The sequence below is a fragment of the Kutzneria sp. 744 genome (assembly GCF_000568255.1).
Taxonomy (GTDB): domain Bacteria; phylum Actinomycetota; class Actinomycetes; order Mycobacteriales; family Pseudonocardiaceae; genus Kutzneria.
Window position 1 is genome coordinate 9,928,160 of record NZ_KK037166.1, and the last position, 16,544, is coordinate 9,944,703.

At 69.9% G+C, this 16,544-nt stretch carries 14 protein-coding genes; 9 read left to right on the top strand and 5 right to left on the bottom strand.

The window, feature by feature from the left end; translation table 11 throughout:
• From KUTG_RS45405 to KUTG_RS45425, 5 genes are all read left to right on the top strand, one after another.
• Nucleotides 1-816, top strand: a complete 816-nt coding sequence (locus KUTG_RS45405) for an alpha/beta fold hydrolase (RefSeq protein ID WP_043732938.1) — start codon at nt 1-3, stop codon at nt 814-816.
• Nucleotides 813-2,042 (top strand): PP2C family protein-serine/threonine phosphatase, encoded by a 1,230-nt coding sequence (locus KUTG_RS45410; RefSeq protein ID WP_232241284.1) that lies wholly within the window; start codon nt 813-815, stop codon nt 2,040-2,042. Before KUTG_RS45405 ends, KUTG_RS45410 begins: the two co-directional genes overlap by 4 nt.
• Nucleotides 2,039-2,368, top strand: coding sequence for an STAS domain-containing protein (locus KUTG_RS45415; protein WP_043726119.1), 330 nt, complete (start codon nt 2,039-2,041; stop codon nt 2,366-2,368). Before KUTG_RS45410 ends, KUTG_RS45415 begins: the two co-directional genes overlap by 4 nt.
• Before the next feature lie 79 nt (nt 2,369-2,447).
• Nucleotides 2,448-4,853 (top strand): glycoside hydrolase family 172 protein, encoded by a 2,406-nt coding sequence (locus tag KUTG_RS45420; protein WP_232241285.1) that lies wholly within the window; start codon nt 2,448-2,450, stop codon nt 4,851-4,853.
• 95 nt (nt 4,854-4,948) lie between these two features.
• Nucleotides 4,949-7,249, top strand: coding sequence for an Orn/Lys/Arg family decarboxylase (locus KUTG_RS45425; protein ID WP_043726123.1), 2,301 nt, complete (start codon nt 4,949-4,951; stop codon nt 7,247-7,249).
• Here the strand turns inward: KUTG_RS45425 and KUTG_RS45430 are convergent.
• Nucleotides 7,230-8,690: an alpha/beta fold hydrolase gene (locus KUTG_RS45430; protein ID WP_043726124.1), complete on the bottom strand. Its 1,461-nt coding sequence runs from the start codon at nt 8,688-8,690 to the stop codon at nt 7,230-7,232. The genes KUTG_RS45425 and KUTG_RS45430 overlap by 20 nt on opposite strands.
• A 100-nt stretch (nt 8,691-8,790) precedes the next feature.
• Between KUTG_RS45430 and KUTG_RS45435 the strand changes: the two genes are divergently transcribed.
• From KUTG_RS45435 to KUTG_RS45445, 3 genes are all read left to right on the top strand, one after another.
• Nucleotides 8,791-9,690: a sensor histidine kinase gene (locus KUTG_RS45435; RefSeq protein ID WP_198047547.1), complete on the top strand. Its 900-nt coding sequence runs from the start codon at nt 8,791-8,793 to the stop codon at nt 9,688-9,690.
• 85 nt (nt 9,691-9,775) lie between these two features.
• On the top strand, nt 9,776-10,729 hold the full coding sequence (locus KUTG_RS45440; RefSeq protein WP_043726126.1) for a patatin-like phospholipase family protein: 954 nt from the start codon (nt 9,776-9,778) through the stop codon (nt 10,727-10,729).
• Entirely contained in the window at nt 10,714-11,544 is an 831-nt protein-coding gene (locus KUTG_RS45445; RefSeq protein WP_043726127.1) for an alpha/beta fold hydrolase, read from the top strand. The genes KUTG_RS45440 and KUTG_RS45445 overlap by 16 nt, the downstream gene beginning before the upstream one ends.
• On the opposite strand, the gene KUTG_RS45450 is transcribed toward KUTG_RS45445, so the two are convergent.
• The 4 genes from KUTG_RS45450 to KUTG_RS45465 all read right to left on the bottom strand — a co-directional run bounded on the left by KUTG_RS45450 (nt 11,535) and on the right by KUTG_RS45465 (nt 15,947).
• On the bottom strand, nt 11,535-12,041 hold the full coding sequence (locus KUTG_RS45450) for a hypothetical protein (RefSeq protein ID WP_052396179.1): 507 nt from the start codon (nt 12,039-12,041) through the stop codon (nt 11,535-11,537). The two genes, KUTG_RS45445 and KUTG_RS45450, sit on opposite strands and share 10 nt — an antisense overlap.
• A 72-nt stretch (nt 12,042-12,113) precedes the next feature.
• The gene (locus tag KUTG_RS57335) at nt 12,114-13,430 is read right to left on the bottom strand and encodes a tachylectin-related carbohydrate-binding protein (protein ID WP_198047548.1); all 1,317 of its coding nucleotides are present in this window, start codon (nt 13,428-13,430) and stop codon (nt 12,114-12,116) included.
• A 67-nt stretch (nt 13,431-13,497) separates the two neighbouring features.
• Nucleotides 13,498-14,844 (bottom strand): CHAP domain-containing protein, encoded by a 1,347-nt coding sequence (locus KUTG_RS45460; protein WP_157495243.1) that lies wholly within the window; start codon nt 14,842-14,844, stop codon nt 13,498-13,500.
• The gene (locus tag KUTG_RS45465) at nt 14,841-15,947 is read right to left on the bottom strand and encodes a hypothetical protein (RefSeq protein WP_198047549.1); all 1,107 of its coding nucleotides are present in this window, start codon (nt 15,945-15,947) and stop codon (nt 14,841-14,843) included. Before KUTG_RS45465 ends, KUTG_RS45460 begins: the two co-directional genes overlap by 4 nt.
• A 39-nt stretch (nt 15,948-15,986) precedes the next feature.
• Here KUTG_RS45465 and KUTG_RS45470 point away from each other — a divergent pair.
• On the top strand, nt 15,987-16,544 hold a 558-nt coding region (locus tag KUTG_RS45470; RefSeq protein WP_043726133.1), incomplete at its 3' end, for a helix-turn-helix domain-containing protein.

A 16,544-nucleotide genomic window follows, 5' to 3' on the forward strand; every position in this document is an offset into this window, starting at 1 on the left:
ATGGGTATACGCGGCAGGAACCACGTCACGGTCGGTGGTCGTAGCGAGGGTCCGGCGCTGATGTTCGCGCACGGCTTCGGCTGCGACCAGAACATGTGGCGGCTGGTGACGCCCGCCTTCGCCGAGGACTACCGCATCGTTCTGTTCGACTACGTCGGCGCCGGCCGCTCGGACCTCGACGCCTGGCGGCCCGAGCGGTACGCCACCCTCGGCGGCTACGCCGACGACGTCCTGGAGATCTGCGACGAGCTCGACCTGCGCGATGTGGTGTTCGTGGGGCACTCGGTCAGCGCGATGATCGGCGTGCTCGCGGCGGCCCGCGAGCCGTCCCGCTTCGCCGCGCTGGCGATGGTCGGCCCCTCGCCGCGCTACATCGACGACGACGGCTACACCGGCGGGTTCAGCGCGGCCGACATCGACGAGCTGCTCGACTCGTTGGACAGCAACTACCTGGGCTGGTCGGCGGCGATGGCGCCGGCGATCATGGGCAACCCGGACCGGCCCGCGCTCGGCGAGGAGCTCACCAACAGCTTCTGCCGCACCGACCCGGCCATCGCCCGACACTTCGCCCACGTCACGTTCACCGGCGACAACCGGTCCGACCTGGCCGGCGTGACCGTGCCGACGCTGATCATGCAGTGCCGCGAGGACCTGATCGCCCCGCTCGCCGTCGGCGAGTACGTGCACCGGGCCATTCCGGGCAGCGAGATGGTCGTGCTGGAGGCCACCGGGCACTGCCCGCACCTGAGCGCGCCGGAGCAGACGGCCAAGGCGCTGCGGGCTTTTCTCGAGACGTTGCCCGCGAGCCGCGCATGATGAGCCCCGCCCACGACGAATCCGTTGGTGGCCCAGCAGAGGACGACAACCGCCCGTCATTCTCCGCGCTCCTGGAGGACGACGCGGCCGACCTGTACGACAACGCCCCCTGCGGCTACCTGTCCACGTTGCTGGACGGGGAGATCGCCAAGATCAATGCGACGCTGCTGGACTGGTTGGGCTACGCCCGCGAGGATCTGGTGGGCCGCAAACGTTTCACCGACCTGCTCACCGTCGGCGGCCGGCTCTACCACGAGACCCACTTCGCGCCGCTGCTGCGCATGCAGGGGCAGGCGCGGGAGATCGCGCTGGAACTGGTGGCCGCCGATGGCCGGCGGCTGCCCGTTCTGATCAACTCCACGGTCAAGACCGGCGCGGACGGGGCGCCGCTGCTGATCCGCAGCACGGTCTTCGACGCCCGCCAACGCCGTGCCTACGAGCGTGAGCTGCTGCGGGCCCGCGAGGCCGCCGAGCAGGAACGCGCCCGGTGGCAGCGGCTGAGCGAAACGCTCCAGCGGACCTTGCTGCCGCCGATTCTGCCGGCAGTGCCGGGACTGGAGGTCGCGGCGCACTACCACGCCGCGTCGTACGAGCACATCGGCGGCGATTTCTACGACCTGTTTCCCTTGGCGGGCAACCGATGGGCGTTCTTCCTCGGTGACGTCTGCGGCAAGGGGCCCGAGGCCGCCGTCGTCACGTCGCTGACGCGGTACACCCTGCGGGCGGCCGCCGTCTACGACCCTGATCCCGTCGCTGTGCTGTCCAACCTCAACAGTGTTGTGCTGCAACAGGGCCATGCCGCCGATGCCCGGTACTGCACGGTCGTGTTCGGGCTGCTCGTGCCGGACGGCGACGGCTTCACGCTGACCGTCGCCAGCGGCGGTCACCCACCGGCCCTGGTGGCCCGGGCCGACGGGCGGGTCGAGATGCTGAACACGCCGGGCGGCCAGCTGATCGGCATCCTGCCCGACGCCACCATTGCCGTCGCGTCAACGCGTCTGGCCCCCGGGGAGTCCGTGCTGCTGTACACCGACGGCCTCACCGAGGCCCGCGATTTCGACGGAGCCCAGTTGGGCGATGAGCATCTCGCCCAGCTGGCCGAAGGCTTCGTCGGCCGCGGCGCCGCCGAGATCGTGTCGTCCCTGGCGACGATGCTCGACGGCCTCGGCGACCGGCTCACCGACGACACCGCCCTGTTGGCACTGACCGTCCGGGCCGAGTCGTGAGCGGATTGGCCATCACCACGCGCTCCAGCCCGCGCAGGCACATTCTCAGCCTGCACGGCGATCTGGACATGGCCACCGCGCCCGAGCTGCGCGAGGCGTGCCAGGGCCTGACCTTCACGGCGGGCCAGGAGTTGGTGCTGGACCTGTCCGACCTCGGGTTCTGCGACTCCAGCGGCGTTTCGGCATTCATCGTCAGCAGCCGATTGGTCGAGTCCTTCGGCGCCACGTTCGCCATCGCCGCGCCGCCCATGCAGCTCACCAGGGTGTTCGCGATGATCGGTCTGAGCGATTTCTTCACCCTGTACGACTCGGTCGACGGCTTGTAGAAACACGAAGGCCGCCGCCGTGGACAGCGCGTGTCCTCGGCTGGTTGACTCGGGATTCCGTGCGGCGGAGGGGGACCCGGTGATCGGCAGGGTGTTGTGCGCGTTGGGCCTGGCGGCGATGCTCACCTCGCCGGTATCGGCCCGGCCCATGTCCATTGTGGACAACGGTCCGGTCGGCTGGGACGTCTACCGGCACATGGATGCCCTGGGGCTGCCGCAGGACGGGGCGCGCAGCCGCCAGTTCTCCAGCTTCGACCGAACCGGCGGCAATGAGGACGGGTTCAACGGCACCTACTCCTGCCTGCGCACGACGGCCGACGGCTGCGTGATCGCGGAGCGCTCCGGGGCCGGTGAGCTGTCGTCGATCTGGTTCACGCGCGACTACGGCGTGGTGGCCAAGACCGGTCGGATCAAGGTGGAGCTCGACGGGAAGATCGTGCTCAACGCCCCGCTTCAGGACGTGGTGGACGGCAAGCTGGGGGCGCCGTTCGTGTGGCCGCTGGTCGGCAACGGCGACGACACCGCGGGCGGTTCCGTGATCAAGGTGCCGATGCCGTACCGGCAGTCGATGCGCGTGACCACCGAACAGAATCCGCTCTTCTACCACGTGGACTACCGCACGTTCGCCGATCCCGCCGGTGTGAGCACGTTCGATCCCGGCGACCGGGCGCAGGACGTGATCGACAAGCTGCGGGCGTTCGGGTTGCGCGATCCCAAGGGATCCGCGGCCGGTGCGAGCACCGTGCCGGCGTCGGCCGATGCCCTTCCCGGCGGGACGACGACCTTGGCCCAGCTCGCCGGCCCGGGCCGAATCACGCAGCTGCGCCTGCGGTTGCCGCAGTTGGTGCGCAGTCCGCGGGTCAACGACGACGGCCGTGCCTTCGGCGCCGGCGGGCACAGTGCCTTTACGGTGGCGATCGATCCCGCCAACTCGGGTGTGCGGTTGACCCGTCGCTACGACCCGGGGATCGGCAGTCAGCGCGCCAACCTCGTGGTCGACGGGCAGTCGGTGGGGCAGTGGTCCAACGGGGCCGCGGTGCCCGGCGGGATGTGGGCCGAGCAGGCGATCGAGCTGCCGGCGGCGTTGACGGCGGGGAAGTCGTTGCTGCACGTGGAGAACGACTTCGTGTCGTCCTCCGTGGACGTCAACGAGTTCCGGTACGACGTGCACAGCGAGGTCGGCGCCGACTGGAACCGCACGGACGTGGTCGACCTCGGTCCCGGTCATCCCGGCGAGGAACAGGCCCACGGCTACCAGATCACCGCGCCGACCTGGCAGGGCAGCCGGGTGTTCCGCTACGACGTGCCCGCCGGTCAGGTCGACGCCACGAACTCCGTGCTGTCCAACGCCCGGCTGCGCATCGCCTTCGACGGTCGGACCACTGTGGACGCTCCACTGGGCGAGTTCTTCGGCTCCGGGCTCGGGGAGTTCGACACCCGCACCCTCATGTCCTCGATCGACGCCACTCCCGGCGGCTGGTTGACCGCGTGGTGGCCGATGCCGTTCTCCAGCACCGCGACCGTGCAGCTCGTCAACGGCAGCGGCGCGGCGATCGCCGGCGCCACGGCGGAGATCACCTCCGCACCGGGCGGCAGTGCCCAGGATCCCTTCCACGCCACCCACATCGCCTCGACCACGGTCAACGGGAAGGACTTTCCGTTCATGGACGTGCGTGGTCACGGCGTGTTCTACGGCGCGACCCACACCATGCGAGGGCTGATCCCGACCGGCAACCAGCGGGCCTACCTCGAAGGCGACGAGCGGGCCTACGTGGACGGCTCGGCCAGTCCGGCCTGGCACGGCACGGGCACCGAGGACTTCTACGAGTCCGGCTGGTACTTCCGCGACGGCACCACCTACGCGATGCCGCTGGTCGGCAACCCCGCCTACCAGACCGCCGGCGACGGCTGCCAGTACGACTGCACGGGCGCATATCGTCTACTGCTGCCCGATTCCGTGCCGTTCGACACCGGCCTGAGGTTCGGCATCGAGCATGGGCCGGCCAACGACGCCGCGGCGGCCTACAGCTCCACCGCCTACTGGTACGGCGACGGCAATGCCACTGCGGCACAGTCCGATGTGGTCGATCCGGCCGACGCCGGAAGCCGTGCCGCGCATGGGTATCAGGCCGGCGGCGAGACTCGGGCATCCCTGACCTCCACCTTCGAGGGCAGCGCCCAGCCGGTGACCGGGACCGTCACGGCGGCGACCGGTCCGATCAGCTTCACCGCGCATGTCTCCGGGGCATTTCGCCTGGTGCGCACCGGTGACCAGGCATCGGGGTACCAGAGCGCCACCGTGTTCGTGAACGGCCGGCTGATCGGCGCCTGGGTGGAACCCTTGGCCAACAAGAGTTCCCGCTGGCTGACCGACTCCTTCGAGGTGCCGGGCTCGTATCCGTCGACGGTCACGATCCGGCTGGAGCCGACCGCCGGCGCGTGGTCGGCGTCGAAGTACCAGGTGGTGACTGCTCCGATCGGCTGACAGGATGGTTCATCCTTCCGGACGATCGACGCTGCGGCCGAACGACCTCTATACCTGGATGGCGAGTTCCGGCCGCACCGGGAGGAGAGCCCGCCTTGTCCGGATCGACGATTCTGCTGGCGCTCAACGACATCTCGCCGGGGTCGGTGATGGCCGACCAGCTGGCGCGGATCTGCGAGCACCTGGCCGGCGACGGGCACGGCGTGATCCGTGCCGGCACCGACGAGGACGCGCTGGCCCTCGTGCAGAGCCGGGCCGACCTGACCGCCGCCCTGGTGAGCTGGGACCTCCACGACGCCGACGGCATCCTGGAACGGCCGGCCGAGGCGGTGCTGACCGCGCTGATGGCCCGCTTCACCCGGTTGCCGGTGTTCCTGGTGACCACGGTGGCGTCGGTGGACGACCTGCCGCTGTGGGTGTCCGAGGCGGTCTGCGGCTACGTGTGGCTGCTGGAGGACACGCCCGGCTTCATCGCCGGGCGGGTCGGCGTCGCCGCGCGGCGGTACCGGGATGACCTGCTGCCGCCGTTCTTCCGTGAGCTGCGGCGTTTCGACGACACCCACGAGTACTCCTGGCACACTCCCGCGCACGCCGGGGGAGTGGCGTTCCTGAAGTCGCCGGTGGGGCGGACGTTGTTCGACTACTACGGGGAGCGGCTGTTCCGCACCGATCTGTCGATCTCCGTGGCCGAGCTGGGTTCCCTGTTCGAGCACACCGGTCCGATCGGGGACGCCGAGCGCAACGCCGCCCGGATCTTCGGCGCCGACCTGACGTATTTCGTGCTGCACGGGGATTCCACCGCCGACCGCATCGCGCTGCACGCCAGCATCGCCGCCGACGAGCTCGTGCTCGTGGACCGCAACTGCCACAAGGCGATCTACCACGGCCTCACCCTCACCGGCGGCCGTCCCGCCTACCTGGTGCCCACCCGCAACGGCTACGGGTTGATGGGCCCGATCCCGCCCGCGGCCCTGAATCGCTCCACCGTCGCGGATCTGTTGCGGGACAACCCGCTTGCGGCCGGGGCGGCGGATCCGTCGCCCGTGTACGCCGTGATCACCAACTCCACCTACGACGGCCTGTGCTACGACGCCGTTCGGCTTTCCACGCTGTTGGGCGAAAGTGTGCCTCGGCTTCACCTCGACGAGGCGTGGTTCGCCTACGCCCGCTTCCATCCGCTCTACGCCCGTCGATACGGCATGTCCGTGGACGCTTCCACCGTGCCCGACGCCGCCCGGCCGACCGTGTTGACCACCCAGTCCACGCACAAGCTGCTCGCTGCGATGTCGCAGAGCGCCATGCTGCACGTGAAGAACTCGCCCCGGTCGCCGGTGGACCACCGGCAGTTCAACGAGACGTTCATGATGCACGCCACCACGTCGCCGATGTATCCCATGATCGCCGGGCTCGACGTCGCCGCCGCCATGATGGACGGCGCCGGCGGCCAGTGGCTGTCCGACGAGGCCGTCACCGAGGCCATCCGCTTCCGTCAGGCCGTCGCCCGCATCGGCCGCCGCATCGCCGCCGCCGGCGACCGGCCCCCGTGGTTCTTCGGCACCTGGCAGCCGCCTGAAGTGAGTGACCCTCGGAGCGGTCAGCGTTACGACTTCGCCGACGCCCCGGTGGATCTGCTGCGGGCCGAGCCTTCGTGCTGGACCCTCGACCCCGGCGCCACGTGGCACGGCTTCCCGGGGCTGGAGGAGGGCTACTGCCTGCTCGATCCGATCAAGGTCAGTGTCACCTGTCCCGGCACCGACGCCATGGGCACGGCCGGCGACACCGGCATCCCGGCCAAGATCCTCACCGCCTACCTGGAGACGCGGCGCATCGTGGTCGAGAAGACCGACGCCTACACGTGTCTGATCCTGTTCTCGATGGGCATCACCAAGGGCAAGTGGGGCACTCTGCTCGACGGCCTGCTGGACTTCAAGTCCTTGTACGACACCGGCGCCGCGCTCACCGACGTCCTTCCCGCCCTGGTCAAGGAGTTTCCGTCGCGCTATGGCCGGCTCACCCTCCGTCAGCTCTGCGACGAGATGCACGCCCAGCTCCGCTCCAGTTCGCTGATTCCGTTGCTGGACGAGGCTTTCACCCATCCTCCTCGGCCCGTTCTCACGCCCGCCCAGACCTACCAGCGTCTTCTCCGCGGCGGCACGGAGCTTGTCCGCCTGGCCGAGCTCGCCGACCGCACCGTGGCCACCCAGGTCGTCACCACCCCGCCCGGCATTCCCGTCCTCATGCCCGGCGAGGACGCCGGTCACGAGGACGAGCCCACCCTGCGCTACCTGCGCGCCCTGGAGTCCTTCGACCGCCACTTCCCCGGCTTCCCCAGCGAAACCCATGGCGTGCACCGTGATTCCGCCGGCGACTACTGGATCACCTGCCTGCGCCAGTAGCATCGAGCGGCTGACCGACGTGGTTCATCATCTCGGCCGGGCACGTGGCGCCGGCGGCGGGCAGCGTGCCGTCGGTGAGGTAGCGGATGACGTAGCCGTTGAGACAAGTGTTGCCGTGCAGGAAATAGGCGGCGTGGCCGTCGCCGTGCCAGATGGCCCGGGCCCCGGGAAGCTGCGTGGTGACGTGGGCGGCGCCGAGGTTGGGGGCGTTGCTGTCGAGCTCGCCGATCGCGACGAGCGCCGGTGCCATTCCGGTGGCCTTGAGCGGCGCCGGTGGATAGGCCGGTGCGGGGGAGAGGCCGACGCAGCGGCCCAGTTCGAGGCGGCCCTCGGTCCAGCCGATGTGCGGGGCCACCGTCTTGAGTCGCTGCTCGATGGGTGGGAACTGGTGGTAGCTGGGCACGTTGGGCATGTAGTCGTGGCACAGCGTCTCGTCGAGCAGGTAGCCCTGGGGCTCCGGCGGCAGGGGAGCGATGGTGGTCAGGAAGTCGCTCGGGTCGCCGGCCTTGGCCTTGGCCAGTGCCTGGGCCAGCTTGGGCCAGGTCGGTGGCGTGAGCAGGCTGTTGAGCATGCCGACGTCGAGTTGGCCCACCGGCAGCGGGGCCTTGGCCACCAGGCCGTCCCAGATCCGCACGGCGTCCTGACCGTGGAGGGCACAGGAGGTGCGGGCGTCGCACCAGTCGCGGAACCGGAACAGCTGCTGTTCCTGGGTCACGGCGCGATCGCGCAGCCAGTCCTCCAGCCGGGACTGCGTGTGGTCGGGAACGCCGTCGAGGAACATGCTCTGGACGTGATCCGGGAACAGGTCGGCGTAGGCCTGCCCGTAGGTGGCGCCGTAGGAGTTGCCGACATAGCGCAGCTTCGGCTCACCCAGGGCCACTCGCAGGGCCTCGATGTCGTGCGCCGTCTGCCATGACGTGAGACCGTCGAACAGGGGCCCGGCCGCCTGCCGGCAACTCGCATCGTAGGCGGCGTTGGCTCGTGCGTGCGCGTCCCAGTCGGCCTGGCCCGTTGCCTTGACGAGGTCGAAGGCCGACGGCTCGGGGCGTGGGCACGGCACCAGCGTGTGGTTGTCGGTCTGGCCGACGCCGCGTGAGTCGATGACCACGACTTCGAAGTGCTGGGTGAGGTCGTCGTACACCGGTGGCAGCGGGGTCGTGTGAACGGTCGAGGTGCTGCTTCCGCTGCCCCAGTTGACAATCAGGGAACCAAGGCGATGGGCCGGGTCCTTGGCCGGGACCTTCGCCAGGTTGATCAGCGTCGCCGGCCCGTCGGGACGCAGCCAGTCGACCGGCACTGTCATGGTGGCGCAGCGAACCCCGGTGCCGCAGTCCCGCCAGTCCACAGCGGACTGATCGGCACTCGCCACGCCACAACCGGCCAGCAGGAACCCGGCGGCCGCCATGGTGGCGATTCGTAGTCGTCCTCGGTTCAGGTTCATGGGGCGATTGTGTTGTCGGTGAATGGCCCTTGTCGTCCTGCTCGGGTGGGTCATCCTCGGGAAGGACGTGCCCTCGGCGTTTTGTCGATATGGTCGGGTTGTGTCTGAGCTCAGAGTGCCGCTAGCCGGGCGGCTGCGCCGTGAGCACTGGCTGGCCCTCGATGCGGTGTTCGCCGTGGCGCTGGCGGCTTTCGTCGTGCCGGCGTCGCCGCGGATCGAGCTGTTCGGCCTGCCGGAGCCGGTCGGGTTCGTGATCACGCTGGCGGCGACAACGCCTGTTGCCGTGCGGCGGATCTGGCCTGCGGCGGTGTACTGGGTGGTTCTGGCGGCGTGCGAGGCGCTGGTGCTGCTGCCGGTCATCAGCGCCCCGTTCGTCGCGGTCGCGGCGGCCGCCTACACGGTTGCCACAAGGCTTTCGCGCCGTACGGCGATGATCGCGCTGCTGGTGGCGGTAGCGGTGCTGCTGGCCGGAGCGTTCGGTCCGCTCGGCGGCCAGGCCGTGACCGCGGCGGCGATGGTGATCACGGCATGGGGACTGGGGATCACCATTCGGGAGCATCGGATTTACGTTGCCGCGCAACGGGAGCACGAGATCCAGGCGGCGACTGCCCGCGAACGCCTGCGGATTGCCCGGGAACTGCACGACGTGGTGGCCAACGGCATGGGCCTGATCACGCTCCAGGCCGGTGTCGCCGGATATGTGCTGGACAGCCGGCCGGAAGAGGCGCGGCGGGCGCTGGGATCGATCGAGGAGACCAGCCGGGCCGGGCTGGCCGAGCTGCGACAGATGCTCCCGCTGCTGCGGGGCGACGGCGACGCCTCGGCACCCACCGGGGCGACCCCGGGTCTTGGCGATCTCGACACCCTGGTCCGGCGGGCCCGGGAAACAGGTGTTGTCGTGACGATGGAGACCGAGGGCGCCAGGCCCTTGCCGGCGGGACTGGAGCTTCTACGTGAAGTAGTTGGAAGAACTACCGAAAGTCAGTCCTTCCTGGACTGACGGACGTTACGGAACGATGATACGGAACGTTGTTAGGACGGTCACGAAACCGGCCTGAGCGGGGCGGATGGGGTATAAAGGGCTGATGACCGTTCTTCAGCTGCTCCGCGACCGCAGGCGTGACCGGAGTCTTCCCGGACAGCGCCGCGACGACGCGCGGCTGGTGCTGCTGATCGAAGGCGGCAGCTCCCGGGGCGCCTACTCCAGCGGGATGACGATCGCCATCGAGGAGCTGGGGCTGCTGGCGGCCTTCGACGCGGTGTACGGCAGCTCGGCCGGGTCGCTGAACGCGGCCTGGCTGCTGTGCGGGCAGGCGGCGAAGACACAACACGCCTGGTGGGACCCGCTGATCATGCGCACGACGATCAACCTGGGCAACGCCCTGCGCGGCAAGCCGGTGGTGGACACGGACTTCCTCGTCAACACCGTGTACACGAAGATCATGCCGATGGGCTTCCAGGAGATCCTCGACAACCCGGTGGGGTTCCACCCGATCGCCACGGATGCCCGCACCGGCGAGCCGGTCGACCTGCACGACCGGATCCACGACCAGGCCGGCGTGCGACTGGCGCTGAAGGCGTCCACGGCGATGCCGATCCTGGCCGGGGGACCGGTGGAGATGGGCGGACAGCTGTTCGTCGACGCCGGTATCAGCGAATCGGTGCCGGTCCGGACGGCGCTGAACCAGCAGGCCACGCACATCGTGGCGCTGCGGACGATGCGCGAGGACGAGACGTCGGGACCGCCGCCGCTGGCCGAAAGGCTGGTGGCGTCGCGGTGGTTCGCCCGGCGCGCCCCGGGCGCCCTCGCGCCGTACCTGCGCGGCGACGTGCTCAGGGCGGAAGAGGAACGGCTGCTGGCCCGACACCCGGCGACGCTGCAGATCCGCCCGCCGCTGGGCAGCGCCCGCATCGGCCGCACCGACCGGCGCCTGAGCCGCCTGCGCGAGGCCGTCGACGCCGGCCGGCAGGCGGCGTTCGACGTGCTCGCGGCCTGCGTCGACGAGCCACCGAGGAGGTCCACATGTTCGACACCGTGACCCTGCCCGCAGGCAAGATCGCCTACACCGAGCAGGGCTCCGGCCCGCCGGTGGTGTTCGTGCACGGCCTGCTGGTCAACGCCAATCTCTGGCGCAAGGTCGTGCCGCTGGTCGCCGACGCCGGATTCCGTTGCATAGCGCCGACTCTGCCGCTCGGCGCGCACCAGCTGCCGATGGCGGCCGACGCCGACCTCACGCCGCCGGGCGTGGCCAGGCTGATCGCCGACTTCATCGAGGCGCTAGACCTGAAGGACGTCACCGTTGTCGCCAACGACACCGGCGGCGCGCTGACCCAGATCCTCATGGCCAACCACCCGGAAAGGCTGAGCCGGGTCGTGTTGACGCCCTGCGACGCCTTCGAGGAGTTCTTCCCCAAGCCCTTCGACGCGCTGCCGAGGATGATCCGCAAACCCGGCGTGTCCTGGCTGCTCAGCCGCCTGCTCCAGCTCCCGGCCGTGCAGCGCCAACCCATCACCTTCGGCTGGCTGGCCAAACGCGGCATCCCCGCGGAGATCATGGCCTCCTACACGCGGCCGACCCGCGACAGCGCGGCCGTTCGCCTTGACCTCAAACGATTCCTGGCCGGAGTCGACAACCGTCACACCCTGGCCGCGGCCGAGGTGCTCAAGGGATTCACGAAGCCGGTTCTGCTGGTCCGCGCCGCCGACGACCGGATCTTCCGCGCCTCGCTGTTCGACCGCCTCGCGGCCACGCTGCCCGACGCCGAACTGGTCGACGTCGCCGACTCGTACACCTTCGTTTCCGAGGACCAGCCGGAAGAACTGGCCCGGCTGATCATCACGCACTACAGCTGATCGCCCGGCCCCAGCAGCTTCGGCGGCACGTAGCCGTCGCCGTCCTTGGGGTCGCCGGCGTGCGGCCCGGCGTACATCTGGTCCGGCACCACCAGCACCTCGGACGTGCGCTGGAGGCCCATCCGACCGTCGGCCTCGTCCGGGCCGAGCCAGTCGTCGCCGAACGGCGGCTCGATCGTGCCGGGCGTGGGGAGCCCGATGTTCCCGCACAGCAGCACGACCCGGTGCTCGTCCACCGCGCACACCTGGACCTCGATCCGGGTCGGCTGCGCCCCGGTGAACTTGTAGTCGAAGAACACCGCCACACCCCGCTGCGGCGTCTGCGGATGCTTCTTGACCTCCCAGCGGACGATCTCGGCCGTCACGGGATAGGTCACGTCGCCGCGGACCACGGTGACCTTGCTCGCGGCATGCCCCGGCGGCGGCGGTTGCGGTGTGCCGCAACCGGAAACCAGGCACAGCGCAAGACCGGCGGTGGTCAGCGGCTTCCAGATCATGATCCCCCCTGGAGGCCACGCTACCACCGGTGGCCGGGATCCCTGGCCCCCCGCCAGGGATCCCGGCCGCGGTCAGCCGACCAGCGGCTGTGCCGACAGCTGGATCTGAGTCCATCCCTGCGTGTCGACGGGGTCGGTTCCGAACCCCTCGATATCGGAACCGTTGAGGTCATAGGGATTGTGGTCGAAGTACCGGTACAGCGCGCCGTCGCGGGTCTGCGCGTAGTACAGGCCGTAGCCGGGCGAGACGATCCGGTCGAAGGTGCTCCAGCGGTCGGCCAGGGTGGCGCCGGTCCAGGTGTTGTCGGCCGCGATGTGGTAGGAGCGCAGCACGCCGGCGGTGCTGATGGCGATCAGCCAGTCGTCGCCGGTGGCGGCGATGGTGCGCATGGTGAAGCCGTCGCCGATCACGACCCGCTGCCCGACCTGCGAGGCCGCCGGCTTGGGCCGGGAGACCACATAGGACATCAGGGTGCCGTTGGCGATGCCGTACAGGTGGCCGTGTCCGTCGTAGGTCAGCATGTCGTGCGTCCAGCCGCCGCCGAGCGGGGTGGGCTCGGAGAAGGCCAGCGAGTTGCTGTTGGTGATGATGTCGACCCGGTACAGCTGCGCGGCCGGCGAGGTGACCAGCAGGGTGTTGAAGTTCAGCGTGGCCAACGCCTTCGGCACGAAACCGAGGCTGGCCGAGGAGACCACGGTCCTGGTGCGGTCGCCGGTCGCGGAGTTGATCGTCGAGTACGTGAGCCGGCCGTCGGACAGCGCGCCGTAGATTCCGGCGGTGACCGCGCCGGGGCCGCTCAGCTCGTCGACGATGCGCTGGGCGTCCAGGGTCTGCTTGCCGTAGCGGTCGGGGAAGGCCGAGCGCTGCACCCGCTGGCAGACGTCGCCGATGTCGGCGGTGCGCCAGCTGCCGTTGGGGTAGAAGTCCTCCATCACGTCCAGGAACTTGGTGGTGGCCCAGGACGGGTTGAGTCGTTGCGCCGCCGTGCCCCAGGAGTCGAGCTGCTGGAACAGGCCGAGGCTGGAGTGGTCGACCTTCTCGCTGATGTTCTCGATGGTCGACTCGACGATGGTGGTGGTGATCGCGATGACCGCGGCCCGCTCGTCCAGCCCGCGCTTCTGCACGGCGTCGATGACGGCGCGAGCGCACGACACGCGGTAGGCGGTCATGTCGCCCTTGAGGCCCTGGGTGAGCACGCCGTTGAGCTTGCCGGCGGCTGCGGCGTCGGCGGCGGTGGGCGCGCCGTTGCACGGATCGGTCGTGTAGGCGGCGACCTGCGCGACGCGGGCCTTCACGGCGTCGTCGGAATCGGTGGCGGCCTGGGCGGCGCCGGCAGTCACCATCGCCAGCGCGGCGACGACCGCGGAAGTTCTTGCTGCTAAACGCAAAGTGGACTCCTGGGTGGGGACGGCGCCGCGGCCGCGGTGGCCGCGGCGCCGTGGAGACGGTGGGAGGTCAGGCGCCGGGCGGCGAGACGTAGCCGGAGATCGGCTGGTCGTTGTTCGCGCCGGACCTGGCCGTGTCGGGGTCGATCACCCGCCGGGTGACGTGGTTGCTGACGTTGCCGCCGATCACGGTCAGCGTGCCGTCCGGGTGCACCGCGGTGACGACGTCGACGTGGCCACCGACGTGGTCGTCGGGCGCGCCGTAGATCACCCAGTCACCGGGCTTGGGGCTGCCGTGCGTGCTGTTGGACCGGTACTTGAACAGGTTGTGCTGCACACCCCACTTGCCCAGGCCACGGGCCACGAACTCGTCGCGCGGCACACCCGCGACACCGGCCGTTGCCCACGTCCAGGTGGCGAACATGGCGCACCAGTCGGGCTGGCCGTTGTGGCAGGCGCTGTTGTAGATGTGGCAGGAGTCCTCGCCCTTCCCGACCTCGCCGGTGGCCGCCGCGACGATCTTGCCGCGCAGCGGGTTGGCCGCGGGCTTGACAACACATGTTGTCGGGTCGGCCGAAAGCAGGGTCTGGGTCCAGCCGCGGGAGGCCACCGGGTCGTCCAGGTGGTACGCGATGTCGCCGCCGCGGCCGTCGGCCGGGTCGCCGTCGGAGTACCAGTACATGGCGCCGTCGGGGTTCTTGCCGTAGTACAGGCCGCCGCCGGGCGAGACCAGGTCGGTGAAGCTCTGCCAGCCGGCGTCGTCGAGCTGGGCCCGGGTGTAGCCGCCGCTCGCGTTGACGGCGTAGCTGATCAGCTGGCCGTCCGAGGCGGTGGCGATGAGCCGGTCGTCGGCCGCCGCGGCCAGCGTCTTGAGGTAGAAGCCGCCGCTGCCGATCTCGACGCGCTGCCCGATCTGCAGCTCGCCCGGCTTGCCGTCCTGGGCCGACATCAGGTACTGGAGCAGCTGCCCGCCGGACGTCGTGCCGTAGATGTGGCCGTGGCCGTCGTAGGTCAGCAGGTTGTGGGTCCAGCCGCTCTGCAGGAGGGACTCCGTGTAGGTGAGGCTGGTGTTGAACGTCTGCACGTCGATCCGGTACAGCTTGCCGGCGGTGGACGTGATGAGCACGGTGTTGGAGTTGAGCGTGGCCATCGCCCTGGGCGTGAACGACAGCGCCGTGCCCGAGGTGACGATGTGCAGGATGTTGCCGTTGTCCGGGTCGATGGACGTGTAGGTCAGGCGGCCGTCGGCCAGCGTGCCGTAGACGGAGACGTTGGCCGAGCAGGTGGCGTCGGCGTTGGCGACCGGGCCGGCCGTCACGGCGACCGCCGTGACGCCGCCGAGCGCGATCGCGAACGCCAGGAGCCCCGCTCTGGCGCGGCGGAACAGGGACATGCTGAAGCCTTTCCATGAGGTCATGACCGGGCTCCGGTTCCGGTGCAGGTCCAGCGGAGCGGTCCGTAGCCGGACACGCGGCCGAAGATCGTGCCGTCGTCGCCGACAAGGTAGGAACCGTCGGCCCTGGTGCCCGCGGGCAGCGGCAGATCGGCCAGGTACGTGGTGTCCGACCACACGGCCGCCGGGCCGTCGTAAGCGTCCCGGTTGCCGGCGATCAGGCCGTGGGCGTTGATCGACTGGGCGGTGCCGCCGTGGTCGATCGGGCGGGACGTGGCGGGGTCGGTCCACAGCAGCGACTGAGAATCCGGCCAGGCGACGGTCTGCTCGCCGATCACCTTGCCGTCGCGCATACCGTGGAAGTTCGTATACGTCTCGCTGGCGATCGGGACGACCTGGCCGTGCCGCCACAGGGATCCGTGGCCATGGCCGTCGGTGAGCAGCACGGTGCCGTCGTCGTCGAGATCGGAGCCCTCGCCGGCCGGGGTGTCGATCACGATCGGGCCGGCGGCCAGCGTCGACCAGAGCAGCGTGACGGCATGGTTGTCCTTCATCGTGTGGCCGTTGGCCAGCACGTCGCCGCGCTCGTTCAGGGCCGTCGCGTAGTCGGTCTCGTACCCGGCGGGCGACGGCAGGTAGGTGAGCGCGCCGTGGCCGGAGTGGCCGCCGGTGAACAGGAAGGCACCCCGGCGGCCGGTGCCGCGCTGGGTGCCGGACACCAGCACGGTGCCGGCCGAGTTCTCGTCCACGACCTGCGGGTACGTGAAGTCGCTCAGCTCGTCGGCGATGCGCGGCTGCCCGTTGGTCCAGAGCACCGGCACGGCGGCGTCGGAGACCGTCGAATCCACCGTGCCGGAATAGCTGCCGTGGCTGTCGGTGCCGGTGATCCAGGCGTGCGCGGCTTCGTAGCCGGCCGGCGCGATCACCTTCGACACCTGCCAGTCGCAGGTTTTGGCCTCGGCGGTGGCGGGTAATGCGGTGATGGTGCCCAAGGTGATGATTGCCGTGGCAACGACGCCGATTCTTCGGTGCACTTTCGTCCCCCTCGCTGTTCCCCGGTTCCCCTCGACAGCACGGATATGTAGCGTGCGGTGGTTGTCCGACGCCGGAGAATGAGCGCCGGACATCAAGAACCGGACAATCGTCGACGCCGGCCTGGGGGCCACATGCCGCGTGCAGAGCGACCGCTCGACCTTGACGGGTCGGCGCTCGGGGAATTCGCCTTCGACCTGCGCAGACTTCGGGAGAAAGCCGGTCGCCCGACCTATCGGGCGCTGGCCGCGCAAGCCCATTTCTCGTCCACCACGTTGTCCGACGCGGCCGGCGGAAAGCGCCTTCCCAGCCTCGCCGTGACGCTCGCGTTCGTGCGCTGCTGCGGCGGGGACGTCGAGGAATGGGAGCAGCGGTGGCACGCCGTCCGGGCCGAAGTGGAGGCCCAACCGGCTACGCCGGACGCCGCCGACACGGGTGCGCCGTACGTCGGACTGGCCAGCTACGAGGTCGCCGACGCCGATCGGTACGTCGGCCGTGAGCAGCTCGTGGCCGACCTGGTGGCGCGGGTGGGCCGGCAGCGGTTCACGGCGGTGTTCGGGCCGTCCGGCTCGGGCAAGTCCTCGGCGCTGCGGGCCGGCCTGATCCCGGCCCTGGCCGGCGACACCGCCCTGCTCACGCCCGGCCCGAACCCCGTGGCGGCGCTGGCCGGCATCGACGCGGAAACAGTTGTT